Raw genomic sequence first — 15,455 nt, 5'->3', positions numbered from 1 at the left:
GGTTAGGAGGAAGCACCCTAAAAATCTTAAAATCAGGCATTTAAGCAACCGCAGGCTATATGTTTCTGAACATTCAACGTTTAACGAACGTCAAACCTCAAACATTAAACCTCCAATCTCAGCCCTTCTGTCTTTCCTGTTCTGGCGCTTTCCCTGAACTCGGAAGGGGTTTGCTGGGTGTACTTCTTAAAAAAGCGGCTAAAATAATGGGGGTCTTCGAAGCCCAGTTTATAGGCTATTTCTTTAGCGGTAAGGTCGGTATTGTATAGGTAGCGCTGGGCTTCCAATATTACGCGGTTACGGATATGTTCTCCTGCAGTGATGCCGGATAACTGTTTACTGATCTCATTCAGCAGCACAGGTTTGATATGCATGCGGGCGGCATAATCAGAAACGGTCTTCAGCTGCATGAATTGCTCTTCTATGAGGTTCTTAAAATGCAGGAACAGCGAGCTGTTATGCGCCGCAAACTGTTCCGGCACTGCCGCCATGTTGGCGCCTTTGATACGGAAAGCCAGCACCAGGAAATAGCGCAACAAACTGTGCAGCGCGGTTTCATAGCCGGCTTCTTTTTCGCTTAGCTCGCGCAGCATACGTTGTACGATCTCTTCAAATTCCTTTTCCTGTTCCTGGTCCAGGGTGATCACGCTGCTGAACTGGTTGTTGATAAAAAGGTCTGTCTGGATGCCCGCCATGCTGGCGGCCTCCTGTAAACACATAAAGGCGTCAGGGAAGGCGATCATATACCCGTCTACCTTCTGGCTGAAATGCATTTTGTGCACCTGCCGCGGGGCCAGGAAAAAGAGCGTGTTCTTTTCCACTACATGCGTTACGGTATCGATGGTATGTGTCAATTCTCCCTTTCTGATCCAGTAGATGGTATAGAACTCATGCCGGTGGGGCGCTTCGGTATGGGCAAAGAAATCGGGGCCCAGGGAACAAAGCGTTGACACTACAAAGGAAGTATCTGCCTGTGCATATACGGGCAGGGAAAGTATTTCTATTGCTTGTTTCTCCGCCATCAGTCTTTTTCAAATATGCCAGCAACTTCTTCTTCTCTGTCTGCAGGATCAATATAATCGATGATAAAATTGTTCCTGCCTTCACCCACCATAATGCCCATGTATTTCTGCTGCACCAGTTCCAGCATGCTCAGGAACAGGAAGATGGCATGAATACGGTCTTTACAGTGGTCGAAGATCTTCTCAAAGGCCAGTGTTTTTTCTGTACGGGCCAGATCCAGCATAAACTCACGGGAGCCTTCCATGGTATAATCATACTTATATACCACGTGCTGGGGTTTATTGTCGCGCTCCTTGATACGTTGCATCACCTTTTCAAAGGTTTTGGTCAGCTTAAAGAGCGTAAGCGTCTGTACTTCGGTGCCTTCGCTGGTTACCTCGCCGATCTCGGCCAGTTCCTTGGCAATGTTACCACGTTTGATCTGCAGCATGCGCTCCGCCTCTTTCTCGGCCAGCTCTGCGGCGGCTTGTTTAAAGCGCTTGTATTCCAGGATCTTGTCTACCAGCTCCAGGCGCGGATCTATTTCATTGCCCTGCTCATCCAGCTCCTTTCGGGGCAGCAGCGTTTTGGCCTTGATGCGCATCAGGGTGGCTATAAACAGTATGAATTCGCTGGCCAGTTCTATGTTCAGCGATTTCATATGGTGGATATAGTCCAGGAAATCCTGTGTGATCTTGCTGATCGGGATATTGTAAATATCCAGCTCGTCCCTTTCAATAAAGAACAGGAGCAGGTCAAAAGGACCTTCGAACTGGGGGAGTTTTATTTTATAGCTGTTATCGCTCACGGGAATGATTATCAGTTAATTAGTAAATTCCAAATCCCAAATTCCAAGCTCCAAATGATCATTGCGGAGATCTCCGCTTTTTGGAATTTGTAATCTGGGATTTGGAATTTATCAAAAATAACAAAATTTCTAGAACCGGGCCGAGAATCCTACCCCTATCACCTGTTTGACCTGTAGCCGGGGGCCTTTAACCCCTGTTTTCTCATTCACGAACTGCTTCACGTCGTCGTCATAGATCAGGTCTACGTTCAGGTTGGCGGAGATATACTTGTTCACCTTGAGCATCAGCACGTTGGTCATAAAAACATCTATGTTCTGTGGATTGTGACGATAATCGGAGAACAGGTCCAGGCGCGATTTCAGGATCACGTTTTTCATGATCTCCTTGTTATAGTTCACAGATACGTAGGCGCCCACTTGTAAAAGCACATGCTTACCGGTGTCTACGCCATATGCGCCCTGAGAAGATAGCACATCGTCCATCACAAACAGCCAGCGGGTAGAGATAGGAGTCATGAAGACAGACAGCGACTCATTGGGCTTGTAATCAAAACCGGGCGCCAGCAGCAGGTAGGCCGGTGAAAAGAAGCGGGAGGTAAGCCGCGGCGGCACGCTGTCATACAGGTAGCCATTGGTGAACTGGGTACGCAGGTTGCCTAATATACTGGCATACCAGTGGTCTCCGATGTTATAGCCATATTTGCTGGTAAAATCTATGCGGTCGTCACTTTTGCGTGCCCCGAGACTGGTGGTGCGTACATAGCCATAGGCCAGCTCCAGCACGTTATCCCAGGTGTGGCGCCCCTGGCGGTAGGCGAGGTACCCGGTAAAGGTGGAATTAACGGAAAAGGAAAACTTGTCGCCACCCGCCGCCCAGTTGGTGAGCGTTCCCTGGTTGATGTTCACATTAAAAATACCGCCCTTTCTCCAGAGTATATTGGAGGTATCCTCCTGCACCAATTTAAATTTCTTGTCAATCAGCTCTTCCCGCTCCTTTGTCCACGGCTGGGCCTTTGCCAGGGAGATACCAGTTAAAAAACAGCACAGTAACAGAACGGGTCTAAGTAAAGTTTTCATATAAGGTGATTTCAATGATAATGCAATAGTTTCCTGTATCCCCATATAGAGAAATAACCTGCCATCAATCTTAAGCGGGTATTATTTTGTCTTGAGTAGGTCGCGTATTTCCATCAACAGTTTTTCCTGCGCAGTAGGCTCGGGAGGACCTGCAGGAGCCTCGTCCCTCTTGCGGATGAGCCGGTTCATGAATTTTACCAACAGGAAAATACAGAAAGCGATAATGATGAAATCGATCACGCTTTGTATGAATGCCCCATATGCCAGTACAGGCGCACCCGCTTCCTTGGCCTTTGCCAGAGAGGGAAAGCCCGATCCCTTGCTGCTGTTCAGCAGGATGTACTGGTCTGAGAAATTAACGCCGCCGGTAAAGAGGCCGATAACTGGCATCAATACATTATCAACCAGCGCTGTAACGATCTTTCCGAATGCTCCTCCAATAATCACGCCCACAGCCAGATCCATTACATTGCCTTTCATGGCGAATTCCTTAAATTCTTTCAAGAACGACATATGGATGGGTTTTATGGTTACGATTTCAGGTGCGAAAATAATAATTTACCTTTTAAGCACGGGGTATTTCATCTTCAGCTCTTTCAGTGTATCCCTTACCGTTTTAGCCACGATATGCTCCTTATACCAGTTCGAGTCTGTAGGCACGATGATCCAGGGAATATGGTTGCATTCTTCAAATACGTCTTCATAGGCTTTACGGTACTGCTTCCACAGCTTGGCTTCCTCGATGTCTTTCTCATTATACTTCCACATCTTACGGGGATCCTCCGTGCGCTCTTCCAGCCGCTGACGCTGTTCTTCCTGCGATATATGGAGATAGAACTTCAGTATCTGGGTGTTGTTATGTTCCGACAGCAGCTTTTCAAAATCATTGATGGCCTTCATGCGCTTGTACGCGGTATCGTCATCTATCCAGTTGTGCACCCGCTGTACCAGCACATCTTCATAATGCGAGCGGTTAAATACCTGTATCATACCTTTGGCAGGTGAATGCTGGTGGATCCGCCACAGGAAATCATGCTCCATCTCATCCTCGGTTGGCGCTTTAAAGGCCTGGGCCTTGACGCCGAGGGGATTGAGCCTCCCGAACACATCCCGGATCAGGCCATCCTTGCCACTGGCGTCCATACCCTGCAATACGACCAGCAGGGAGTGCTTCCGTTGGGCGTACAGCAGGTTCTGAAGCTCGTCCAGCTCTTCCAGCAGTTTGTCAGTGGCCTCTTTGACAGTTTCTTTATCCAGCTTTTTGGGTGGTGTAGTGGGAATATCCGATAGTTTGATCTTTGCCATGAGAAGAGGGGATTTGCATTATGTTAAAGGTAACAAATAAGTTGTAGAATAGTTGTCGGCTGCCAGTTAACTGTTGTCAGTTAGCGCAGTAAATATGATCTTCGCATTTAATCACTAAAGACTGTCAACTTAACATCTAATTATTACCGTCTTGGATAAACGTATCACGCACTGGAGCATCTTTCTCTTGCTTTCCCTTACCTGGGGCAGCTCTTTTATATTGATGAAGATCGGGATGGAGGGGCTGCAATCCTACCAGGTTGCCAGCGTAAGGCTGGTGGCAGCGGGGCTTACGCTCCTGCCTTTCTTTTTTAAGTACATCCGGGAGACGCCGCTTAACAAGCTGCCTTATATTTTATTATCAGGTTTGTTGGGCAATGGTATCCCGGCCTTTCTGTTCTGCCTGGCAGAAACGCGCATAGACAGCGCCCTGGCTGGTATCCTGAATTCATTTACCCCCCTGATGGCGCTGATAGCGGGCACGCTGATCTTTAAAAGCCCGTTTGAAAAACGGCAGCTCACGGGTATCTGCGTAGGCCTGGTGGGGGTGGTAGGGCTATTTGTGGCCAAAGGGGTGAGCGCCGGCTACTGGTACTATGGCTTTTATGTGCTGCTGGCCACCGTGTGTTATGGCGTTAACATTGCCCTGGTGCATCATTACCTGAAAGGATTTTCTTCTATTCAGCTCAGCTCTATCGCCCTGGCCTTTTGTGCCGTACTGGCCTTACCGGTATTGATAGGCAGTCATTTCTTCCACCTGTTTGCGGGGCAGCACGCGCCCTGGATCTCCCTCGCAGCCAGCGCCACGCTGGGTATCTTCGGCAGCGGTATTGCAACGGTACTGTTCTATATATTGATACAAAGGGCGGGATCTGTATTTGCTTCCATGGTCACCTATGCCTTACCTGTAGTGGCAATAGGCTGGGGCCTGCTGGCCGGTGAGAACATTACCTGGTTACAGGTGGTTTTCATGGGGGTGATATTGGCGGGCGTGTATATGGTACATAAAAAATAAAAGTAAAAAAGCAAAAAGTAAAAGATCGCGGATACCTCCGCCGTGTTTTTACTTTTTGCTTTTTTACTTTTTACTTAAATAGCCATGATCTCTTTCTCCTTGGTAGCAAGGTGCTTATCTACCAGGACAATATATTTATCGGTCAGCTGTTGTACATCAGCTTCCGCATCTTTTGCAGTGTCTTCGCTTAACCCATCTTTCTGCAGTCGCTTGATAGCTTCGATCGCATCGCGGCGGATGTTGCGGATGCCTACTTTAGCATGCTCGCCTTCACCAGCAGCGCGTTTTACCAGTTCTTTACGGCGTTCTTCTGTTAAAGGGGGCAGGAATAAACGGATCATCTGTCCGTCGTTCTGGGGATTGATACCGATGTTGGCTGCAATGATCGCCCTTTCAATAGGCTGGATCATATTTTTTTCCCAGGGTTGAATGGTAAGCGTACGGGCATCTGCTACGCTCACGTTGGCTACCTGGTTAAGCGGGGTGGGGGCGCCATAGTAGTCTACCGTAATACCATCCAGTATCTGGGGATTGGCTTTACCGGCCCTGATCTTGGTGAGCTCCACTTCCAGGTGCTTGATTGCCTTGTCCATCGACTCTGTAGCATCGTCCATTATTAGCGTAAGGTCATCTTGCATAACAAAAAATAGTTAAGTGCCTGCAAACCTACAGGTTTTCTTTTAATCATCAAAGAAGCCCTTAAACAGTTTGAGGTTTGAAGTTTGAAGTCTGAGGTTCGTTAGATGTTAAAAGTTTAGGACTATACGCTAACCTCTAACTTTTAACGAACCTCAGACTTCAAACTTCAAACCTCAAACCTCCGGTTTATTTATTTATCCTGCAGCATCCCTTCAGGATTTACCCGCAGTATTTTAGGCTTGGTAACAACAGGATCAGATGTAGCTGCAGGGGTAGCAGCATTGGCAGTGGCTGCGGCCGTATTAACAGTGGCTGCAGCAGGTATAGTAGTCTGCCGCACCGGTACGGGCCGCGGAGCTGTTTTGCCTTTCTTCGCAATGTAAAGCACTACCGTACCTGCCACTGCGGCGCCCACTACGATCAGCATCAGGTAGTTAGGCCCGATGTCCTGCAAAGCGAAAGCAGCTACTATAAAAATGATATTGGAAACCACCGCCACGGAAGTGGTTTGTTTATGATTGAGTTTCAGTTCCAGCAGGTAGTGATGGATGTGGTTACGGTCTGCTGAGAAAGGAGACCTACCTCTTAACATACGGATAGCAAACACCCGCAGTGTATCAAATAAAGGTATGATCAGTATGGCAAATGCTACGGCAGGTACTGCATTCACCGGCATCCTGGAAGCAGGGTTACCGGCCACTTCTATGAACTTCACCACCAGGATGGCATTTACCAGGCCTACCAGCAAAGACCCTGTATCTCCCATAAAGATCCGGGCGGGAGAGATGTTATAGATCAGGAACGCTGCCAGACCGCCTGCCAGGCCAAAGCCCAGTACGGCATACAGCACCTCGCCTGAATACAGGAAGTAAGTGCCCAGCACGCAGGATACCAGCATACCAATGCTGCCGGCTAATCCGTCTACTCCGTCTATCAGGTTAAATGCGTTGATAATCACCAGGAAAGTAAAGTAAGTAAGGAGCAGGCCAAAATGCTGCGGTAAAGCACCGATGCCCAGGAAACCATACATACTGTTGATCTGCAGGTTGCCCAGGTATATAACGGCAAAAGAGGCCATCAGCTGGCCTATCAGTTTCTTTAAAGGAGAGAGCCCTACGATGTCATCCTTCAATCCAACCATAAAGATCACAAAGAAGGCCGCCACCATATACTGAAAAGGGGAATTTGCAAAGGAAGGCACACAGATAGCGGCCGCCATCACAAAACCCGAGAAGAAGCCAATCCCTCCCAGTGTGGGAATATTGGACTTATGCGATTTTCGTTCATCTGGTTCGTCGTACAAATGCTTTAATTCCGCGACCTTAATCAGGGCTGGAATTGCAAAGTAGGTCACAACAAAACTCAGGACGCTAGCAATTAATACATTCTCCATCAGTAGGGGGGTTAGGATACAAAAATTATACAAAGATATTAATTTCAATTGAATGAATATCAGCAAAATTCAAAAACTAAAAAACTTGGTGCCCGAACATCGACTTTAGCGAAAAGTTTGTGGAACTCTTTACTATTCTTTGCAAATATCTCTTAGTTTTGCGACTTATAAAAATGCAACTATCATGCCACAGCTGAATGAAATAGCTACACAGATCAGAAGGGATATTGTTCGTATGGTGCATGCCGTGCAAAGCGGCCACCCTGGCGGTTCTCTGGGCTGCGCCGATTATTTTACGGCCCTTTTCTTTAAGGTAATGCAGCACAACCCTCAGCCTTTTGATATGGACGCCCGTAATGAAGATGTGTTCGTTCTGTCAAACGGCCACATATCTCCGGTGTACTACAGCGCGTTGGCCAGATCAGGGTACTTTCCTGCTTCGGAGCTGAACACCTTCCGTAAGATCAACTCTCGCCTTCAGGGCCACCCCACTACCCACGAGCACCTGCCAGGTATCAGGATTGCCACCGGTTCACTCGGTCAGGGTATGAGCGTAGCCATCGGCACCGCACTTACCAAAAAGCTGAACGGCGACAAACACCTGGTGTTCTCCCTGCATGGCGACGGTGAGCTGGAAGAAGGACAGGTATGGGAAGCAGTAATGTTTGCCCCCCACCATAAAGTGGATAACCTGATCATTACGGTTGACTGGAACGGCCAGCAGATAGATGGGCCCACCGAGCAGGTAGGCGGTCTGGGCGACCTCGAACCTAAATTCGCTGCCTTCGGCTGGAAAGTGCTGCACATGAACGGCAACGACCTGGACGATGTAGTGGCTACCCTGGAAAAAGCTAAAAGCCTCACCGGTAAAGGCCAACCCATCGCCATTCTCATGAAGACTGTGATGGGCAAAGGTGTTGACTTCATGGAAGGTCATCACGAATGGCACGGTATCGCCCCGAGCGACGAACAACTGGCAAAGGCACTGGCGCAACTGCCGGAAACACCATTGGGAGATTATTGAAAAAGCTACTAGCTATTAGCCGTTAGCTACAAACGATTGACAGCGAGCTCAAAAGATAAAAAAGCGGTAAGATAAAAAGCTGTTTTAAACAGTTCTTTTTGTCCTACCGCTTTATTGTTATATACAAGCGCAAATATCTTTTCTCTATCTGTTTCTTATCCCGCTCATCCATCACTTGCAGCTAACAGCTAATAGCTAGCAGCTAACAGCCACTTTTTCAGCTTCCCACCGCCAACTCTTCCTTCGCTGCCTGCTTAGCCGGGTACCAACTGGCCGCCACCCCTATCACAATGATCGTGAGGCTCACCAGCAGAAAATCCATCGGATTCATCACCACCGGGTAAGCATCCACCAGGAAAGACGATCCTTCCAGCTTGATCAGCCCAAACTGCTGCTGCAGCACACATACCAGGATCCCGATCCCGAAACCGAGTCCGGCACCTATACCCGCTATAATCAGGCCTTCTGCCAGGAAGATCCGCAAGATCAACCCTTTACGTGCACCCATAGCCTTCAGTATGCTAATGTCTTTCCGTTTCTCGATCACCAGCATTGACAGGGAACCGATCATATTGAATGCGGCTATCACTAGTATAAAGCTAAGGATCACATATACAGCCCATTTTTCCGTTTGCATAATGGCATACAAGGCCTGGTTCTGCTCATAACGGGTTTGCACCTTGAACTGCTTGCCCAGTAAAGTTTGCAGCCGGCTTTTCAGCGCCGCTTCATTGGCGCCCGGGGCTGCTGCTATCTCGAGGGCAGACATCTCTCCGGCTGGCAGCTCCAGCAGCCGGCGCATAAAATCTATGTTGGTAATAACATACTTGCTGTTGAACTCCTGCTGTATGGCAAATGCTCCCGCAGGAAAGAGATAACCGCTGTTCAGCGCCTCATTGGGCAGCAGGCTGCCTGCGCTGCGCTTGGGTACATATACATCCACAGGCACCAGGCTACGCTCTACATCTACTCCCAGAGCAGCTTCCAGCTCTATACCCAATACGGCACGGTAAGCATTTTCGTCGCCCATGTCGAAGCGGCCCCGCACCACTTTATCTTTCACACCGGCCACTTCATTGTAGTGGCTGTCTACTCCTTTCAGTACGGCGATGGTCTTTTCTTCGCCAAAGCGGAGCACCGCTTTTTCTTCTACTACCTGGGAATAATGCGCCACCCCGGGCGTAGCCGCAATCTGCTGCAGCTGCGCCGCGCTAAGCATAATGGTTTTGCCCGTTGCCGGACTTACCTTCAGGGAAGGGTAAAAGGAAGAATATAAGGATTTCACCAGGCCCTCAAAGCCATTGAATACGCTCAGGATAACGATCAGCGCACCTGTACCTACGGCAATGGCCGCTACGCTCACCCATGCAATGATGTTGATCGCGTTGGTAGATTTCTTGGCCCAGAAGTAACGGGAAGCAAATTGCCAGATCATCGAAAAAATTTACGCTTTATTTATTCTCTCTTCCCGCATCATCATCCCGGATCTTCTTAAACAGTTCTTCCATCCGGAACACATAATCCAGGGTGTCGTCCAGGAAGTAAGAAAGCTCGGGTACGCGGCGCAATTGCTTGCCCACCCGCAATCCCAGCTCTTTACGGATCTCCCAGTTACGATCCTTTATCTGGTTCAGCATGGCTGCCGTGTCCTTGATCTGGAACATGCTCAGGTATACCCTGGCTTCAAGCAGGTCTGGCGTAATACGAACGGCAGAGATGGAGATCATTGCCCCCTCCGTTACGTTATACCCCATCCGTTGAAAGATATCACTCAGCTCCTTCTGTAATAGCTGCCCTATTTGTTTTTGCCGTTTACTTTCCTGCATTGGTGTAGTGGTTTAATGCCTCCAGTGACTAATTTATAGTAACTTGCGCACTTATCTGATAAAGCAAAGATACAGGAAACCGGGCACGATGGAAGCTTTTCATATAAGTCGTTCGTGCTGGCTTCCAGGAGTAAGACGAAAAGACATTGCGCAATGAAAACATTCCTCCGCTTACTGCAATTATCCCGGCCATATCATCATTATGTTCCGGAATATATAATATATATCTTTCTTTACACAATTTTCAGCCTCTTTAGTTTTACCCTGGTCATGCCGCTGATGGATGCGCTGTTCTCCACCGGCCAGCATACCGTGGTAACACAGCTACCAGCCTTCTCTTTGTCCGTGTCGTATTTCAAGGACCTGTTCTACTATTATCTTACCTATTACGTGAACACCACCGGCAAATTCGGCGTGCTCGTATATGTGTGCCTGGTAATACTGGCGGCAGTACTGTTGAAGAACCTCTTTGGCTTCCTCAGCCAGAAAGTGCTTACACGTATGCGGGTGAACATGGTAAGAAAGATGCGTGAAAAGCTTTACCTGCAGTTCAGCAGCCAGTCGCTGCGCTTCTATCACAACGAACGTAAAGGCGATCTGCTCTCTACTGTGAGCGGCGACGTTGTGGAAGTAGAGAACTCCGTAGTGACCTCCCTGCAAACCGTCTTCCGCGATCCTCTGCAGGTGATCGCTACTTTTGTTACGCTCTTCATACTATCGAGACAGTTAACACTGTTTACCCTGCTGGTATTCCCGCTTTCCGGTTATCTTATTTCCACTATCACCGGCCGTCTTAAAAAGAAAGCTGTAGTAGGACAAAACCTCTTAGGCAGGATCCTCAACATTACCGAAGAAACCTTATCGGGTATACGCATCATCAAAGCCTTTAACGCAGAAGGTTTCATGCGCAGGAAATTTGAAAAGGAAAATAACGATTTCGCTCATACCGTAAGAACTATGCAGAACCAGCGTGAGTTAGCGTCTCCGCTGTCTGAGACCATGGGTGTGCTGGTTATCATCGTGATCATGATCTATGCGGGTAACCTCATCCTCACTGGTGCGACTACACTAAAAGCGTCTGCATTCATTGCATACATCGCTTTGTACTTCCAGATTATTGCGCCTGCCAAGAATATTGCCAATGCTTTTTCTGTAATGCCCCGCGGGCTTGCAGCGGGTGAACGCGTGTTGCGCGTCCTCGATATTCCCAACACCATTGAAGACAAGCCCAATGCACAAACTATCAGCAGCTTTGAAAAAGAGATCCGCTATAAAGATGTAAGCTTCTATTATGAAGACCAGCACAACGTGCTGAAAGATATTAATCTTACGATTGCAAAAGGCAAGATGGTAGCGCTGGTAGGTAAAAGTGGCGCCGGTAAATCCACCATGGCTGATCTGCTACCTCGTTTCTACGATGTTACCTCCGGCAGTATTCAAATAGACGGACAAGATATCCGTGATCTTAAAATGCACGATGTCCGCAGCTTAATGGGCATGGTATCACAGGAAGCCATTCTCTTCAATGATTCCGTTTTCAACAATATCGCCTTCGGCCAGCCGGAGGCAGATAAAGAAGCGGTGATAAGCGCCGCAAAGATCGCCAACGCGCATGAGTTCATCGTGCAACTTGAAAACGGATATGATACGCCTATAGGCGACCGCGGCATGAAACTAAGCGGTGGCCAGCGTCAGCGCCTGACGATTGCACGTGCTATTTTTAAAAACCCTCCCATTCTTATACTGGATGAAGCGACTTCTGCCCTTGATACCGAATCAGAAAAGCTGGTGCAGGAAGCATTGGACAAGCTCATGAAAAACAGGACAACCATTGTGATCGCGCATAGGCTTTCTACTATTCAGCATGCGAATGAGATTGTAGTGCTGGATAAGGGGGAGATTAAGGAAAGGGGTACGCATGATGAGCTGATGGCGATGAATGGGATATATAGGAGATTGGTGGAAATGCAGGAGTTTAAGTAGGAAAAGACCTAAATCCGAAATTTATAATGATTATAAAAATTAATCGTTTACACATACTCATTCACATTAAAACATAGTCTTTTCTTTTCCTAATCTCTCCTAAATTTTTCAAAAATTAGGAGAGATTAAGATATGATTTGACCCAAACATTCCTAAAAACTCCTAATTTTAAGGAAATTAGGAGAGACTTATGGGACTTCCTGAAAAAGCGCCCCAGCTACCTGTTAATTATGATTATTTCCCTTCATTGGACAAAGTTGCTAAAGCAGGCAGGCTTCAGGAATTCCTGAAAACAGACGATCTTAAATATTACTACTGGGAAAAATGGAAATATAAAGCCAACGAATGGGGCATCGATCCGAAACATTTATGGACTGCAGCGAAGTTTAATCGGCTCGCAAATAAAACAATTCAGCTTTCTGAAATAGATGGTTTCAATTTTTCGATCGGTACTCCAACAATGATCCAGGAGCATTTACACAAATTCGACATGCATTTAGGAGGATCATTCCAGGGCGATGGCATTATTCCCGTTGACGAAAAGGAACAATACTTAATCAGCTCTTTGATGGAAGAGGCGATCGCCTCCAGCCAGATCGAAGGCGCTGCCACCACCCGCAAAGTGGCAAAGGAAATGCTGGAAAGCAATAGAAAGCCGCTGAATACTTCTGAACAAATGATAGTGAATAACTATCATGCAATGCAATGGATCGTAGAAAATAAAGATGCACCGTTCACTATTGAAAACATTAAAAAGCTTCATTCTATCCTGACAAAATCCACGCTGGGGGATGCTACAGAGGAAGGCGCATTCAGAACTGACAATGAGGTAAAAGTAGTGGATGTTCAAACAGGTCGTGTCGTATATACTCCACCGCAGTCACATCTATTAAATCAGTTAATGGCTGATCTATGCAAATTCGGTAATGATCAGGAGAAACAAACCTTCTTCATTCATCCCATTACAAAAGCCATTATACTTCACTTTCTAATTGGCTATATACATCCATTCGCTGATGGCAACGGAAGAACTGCAAGAACCCTTTTTTATTGGTATCTTTTAAAAAAAGGTTATTGGTTGATTGAGTACATGTCGGTATCCAGAGTTATACTCAATTCAAAAGCGCAATATGCAAGAGCTTATTTGTATACAGAACAGGATAACAATGATCTGACCTATTTTATAATGTATCATCTAAAGGCCATACACATTGCCTTAGAAGATTTAAAATTGTACGTCAGCAAGAAAACCGCCGAAAAACAAAATGTGATTGCGCTATTACGCAGCACGAACTTCAATGATCGCCAAATAAATATCATACAGGAAATATTACAAGACTCCACAGCTTACTTTACTGTATTACGGATTCAAAACAAGTTTGGCGTTAGCAATCAAACTGCCAGAAATGATCTTGCAAACCTGGTAGAAAACGGCGTTTTGGAAGAAAGGCGAAGTGGTAATAAAAGTCAGTTCTTACCCGTCCCAGGGTATATTAAGAAATTGACCAAGGGAAAATAACAACGGCAATGGGACTAAACGTTAATTCAGCATCGTTTCCAAATCGCATAAAGCTCCTGCTCATCCAACCTCATTTCATCGCCTCCTCATCCTTCAACACCATAACAAACCTCCTACCTATAAAACATTTTTACACTTAACACAATTCCTGAAGATATTCCAAAACTCCACACTCATCCGTTTGGCCTCATTTTTGGAGCCCTTTTATGGCCTATGCCATCCCGGAAACCTTCCCGGACCTATTTTTTCACCATAAACCAACATGCCTTTCCCATGATTTCAATCGTTATCCCGGTTTTAAATGAAGGAGCTACCATCAGACAGGTTATTAAAACGGTAAAGAAGACATCACGCAAAACAGAGATCATTGTTGTAGACGATAATAGCCGTGACAACACGGTGGAGGAGGCGATGAAAGAGGGTGTACGCGTCATTACCAGCAGCCAGCGTGGAAAAGGGATCTCTATGCGCGAAGGTTTGATGGCCGCTAAATACGACATCGTGATGTATATCGATGGGGACATCCTCACCTATCCAGATAATATTGTGGATTTACTCACCGATCCGATCACCAACAACCAGGCGGATTTTGTGAAATCCTATTTCGAAAGACAGGCAGGCCGCGTTACACAGCTCGTAGCCAAACCGCTGTTAAGCATCCTGTTCCCTGATCTGGCTCATTTCCAGCAACCGCTCAGCGGTATGATCGCAGCACGCAAATCATTCCTGCAGCGCGTACAGTTTGAAAATGATTATGGCGTAGATATTGGATTGCTCATCGACATGCACGTGCAGGGCGCACGTATAACGGAAGCGAACATTGGAAGAATAGAGAATGCTATGCAGTCCTGGGAACAGCTCAGCAAAATGTCACGCGAAGTATCACGTACTATCCTTCATAAAGCAGAAAATATGAAGATCCCGCAAGAAAATCTCGAAACCCTGGGTAATATCAATATTATCCGTGAACAGATGGAATACTCCATCCTGGAATCTATCGACAAAATGCAGAAGATGGTCATCTTTAACCTGGACGAAGCCATCTTTACACGCGACTATATAGAACTGGCCGCAGAAGCATTTGATTGCGAAGTATCGCTTGCACAGATCCGCGAACATTATTCAGACCCGGTTACCATCCTCGAACATACTGCGGCGCTGTTCCGCGACAGGAACCTGGTTGAGCTGCTGGAAGTGGCAGACGCCATTCCCGTTGTACCCGATATCAAAACAGTTGTGCATGAACTGAAGAAAAGAGGATATGCCTGCGGGCTCATTACAGACGGTTTTGAATGCGTTGGCCGCCATATCAAGAATAAACTGGGAATGGATTTCGTATTCGCCAACCGCCTGCATTTATTCGACAGCGTGGCCACCGGCGAAATGACCATCCCGGAATACTTCCTGCAACAACCAGCCGGAGAGAACTCAGATTCCATCCCCAAGTACAGCAAGAACAATATCCTGGAATACATCAAACACAAATACCATGTTATGCCGCAGAACGTGATCTACGTGGGCAGCGGCGCTGATGGCTCCAACCTGCTGCGCGCCTCCGGTATCGGCGTGGTATACGATTCTCAGAAGCCGGAGATCCAGAAGATCGCAGATAAGCTGATCACTGGTCCATACCTTTCACCACTGCTGGAAATAGCACAGGCTGGTCCGGAGAAGTTCCGGTTAAAGCTACCTGCTATCAGCAAAAAACAGGCACGACGCATCGGTATCGGTAGCCTGGTGGTATTGGCTTCCGCCGGACTGGTTTATTTAGCCGCCCGGCAACTCAGCCGCCGTAGCAAGGAATTAACAATGAATAATTAATAATCTTACAGCAGGATGCAGGCCTAATTGCTGGTGATCCTCA

General features: G+C 47.1%; 14 protein-coding genes. 5 read left to right on the top strand and 9 right to left on the bottom strand.

From position 1 onward, the window contains the following. Positions 1–104 precede the first annotated feature (104 nt). From ACR9Y8_RS19650 to ACR9Y8_RS19630, 5 genes are all read right to left on the bottom strand, one after another. The gene (locus tag ACR9Y8_RS19650; RefSeq protein ID WP_481214954.1) at positions 105–1,022 is read right to left on the bottom strand and encodes a helix-turn-helix domain-containing protein; all 918 of its coding nucleotides are present in this window, start codon (positions 1,020–1,022) and stop codon (positions 105–107) included. Next, the gene (locus ACR9Y8_RS19645; RefSeq protein WP_481214953.1) at positions 1,022–1,810 is read right to left on the bottom strand and encodes a segregation and condensation protein A; all 789 of its coding nucleotides are present in this window, start codon (positions 1,808–1,810) and stop codon (positions 1,022–1,024) included. Before ACR9Y8_RS19645 ends, ACR9Y8_RS19650 begins: the two co-directional genes overlap by 1 nt. Positions 1,811–1,939: 129 nt before the next feature. After that, positions 1,940–2,887 carry a DUF3078 domain-containing protein gene (locus ACR9Y8_RS19640; RefSeq protein WP_481214952.1) on the bottom strand — a complete coding sequence of 316 codons (948 nt, stop codon included), beginning with the start codon at positions 2,885–2,887 and terminating at the stop codon, positions 1,940–1,942. Between the two features lie 81 nt (positions 2,888–2,968). Further along, complete coding sequence (mscL, locus tag ACR9Y8_RS19635; RefSeq protein WP_481214951.1) at positions 2,969–3,400, bottom strand: large conductance mechanosensitive channel protein MscL; 432 nt, start codon at positions 3,398–3,400, stop codon at positions 2,969–2,971. A gap of 45 nt (positions 3,401–3,445) precedes the next feature. Then, complete coding sequence (locus ACR9Y8_RS19630; RefSeq protein ID WP_481214950.1) at positions 3,446–4,192, bottom strand: PPK2 family polyphosphate kinase; 747 nt, start codon at positions 4,190–4,192, stop codon at positions 3,446–3,448. Between the two features lie 151 nt (positions 4,193–4,343). On the opposite strand from ACR9Y8_RS19630, the gene ACR9Y8_RS19625 reads away from it, so the two are divergent. Continuing rightward, positions 4,344–5,207 (top strand): DMT family transporter, encoded by an 864-nt coding sequence (locus ACR9Y8_RS19625; RefSeq protein WP_481214949.1) that lies wholly within the window; start codon positions 4,344–4,346, stop codon positions 5,205–5,207. 74 nt (positions 5,208–5,281) lie between these two features. Here ACR9Y8_RS19625 and frr read toward each other — a convergent pair whose 3' ends face one another. Next, positions 5,282–5,845, bottom strand: a complete 564-nt coding sequence (gene frr, locus ACR9Y8_RS19620; RefSeq protein WP_481214948.1) for a ribosome recycling factor — start codon at positions 5,843–5,845, stop codon at positions 5,282–5,284. 191 nt (positions 5,846–6,036) lie between these two features. Then, positions 6,037–7,149, bottom strand: a complete 1,113-nt coding sequence (locus ACR9Y8_RS19615; RefSeq protein WP_481214947.1) for an MraY family glycosyltransferase — start codon at positions 7,147–7,149, stop codon at positions 6,037–6,039. Between the two features lie 274 nt (positions 7,150–7,423). On the opposite strand from ACR9Y8_RS19615, the gene ACR9Y8_RS19610 reads away from it, so the two are divergent. Then, positions 7,424–8,263 (top strand): transketolase, encoded by an 840-nt coding sequence (locus ACR9Y8_RS19610; RefSeq protein ID WP_481214946.1) that lies wholly within the window; start codon positions 7,424–7,426, stop codon positions 8,261–8,263. A gap of 217 nt (positions 8,264–8,480) precedes the next feature. Here ACR9Y8_RS19610 and ACR9Y8_RS19605 read toward each other — a convergent pair whose 3' ends face one another. Both ACR9Y8_RS19605 and rbfA read right to left on the bottom strand, forming a co-directional pair. Then, positions 8,481–9,698 (bottom strand): FtsX-like permease family protein, encoded by a 1,218-nt coding sequence (locus ACR9Y8_RS19605; RefSeq protein ID WP_481214945.1) that lies wholly within the window; start codon positions 9,696–9,698, stop codon positions 8,481–8,483. A gap of 16 nt (positions 9,699–9,714) precedes the next feature. Further along, a complete protein-coding gene (gene rbfA / locus ACR9Y8_RS19600) occupies positions 9,715–10,089 on the bottom strand; it encodes a 30S ribosome-binding factor RbfA (RefSeq protein WP_481214944.1) in 375 nt (124 codons plus the stop codon). A 153-nt stretch (positions 10,090–10,242) separates the two neighbouring features. Between rbfA and ACR9Y8_RS19595 the strand changes: the two genes are divergently transcribed. From ACR9Y8_RS19595 to ACR9Y8_RS19585, 3 genes are all read left to right on the top strand, one after another. Continuing rightward, positions 10,243–12,072 carry an ABC transporter ATP-binding protein gene (locus ACR9Y8_RS19595; RefSeq protein WP_481214943.1) on the top strand — a complete coding sequence of 610 codons (1,830 nt, stop codon included), beginning with the start codon at positions 10,243–10,245 and terminating at the stop codon, positions 12,070–12,072. A 190-nt stretch (positions 12,073–12,262) separates the two neighbouring features. Continuing rightward, positions 12,263–13,591, top strand: a complete 1,329-nt coding sequence (locus tag ACR9Y8_RS19590; RefSeq protein ID WP_481214942.1) for a Fic family protein — start codon at positions 12,263–12,265, stop codon at positions 13,589–13,591. A gap of 273 nt (positions 13,592–13,864) precedes the next feature. Further along, positions 13,865–15,412 carry a glycosyltransferase gene (locus ACR9Y8_RS19585; RefSeq protein ID WP_481214941.1) on the top strand — a complete coding sequence of 516 codons (1,548 nt, stop codon included), beginning with the start codon at positions 13,865–13,867 and terminating at the stop codon, positions 15,410–15,412. Positions 15,413–15,455: the final 43 nt, after the last annotated feature.

The organism is Chitinophaga sp. SVR4-12A (genome assembly GCF_056754765.1).
Note: the sequence above shows the minus strand (reverse complement) of the source record. Positions and strands in the feature narration are given on the sequence as shown.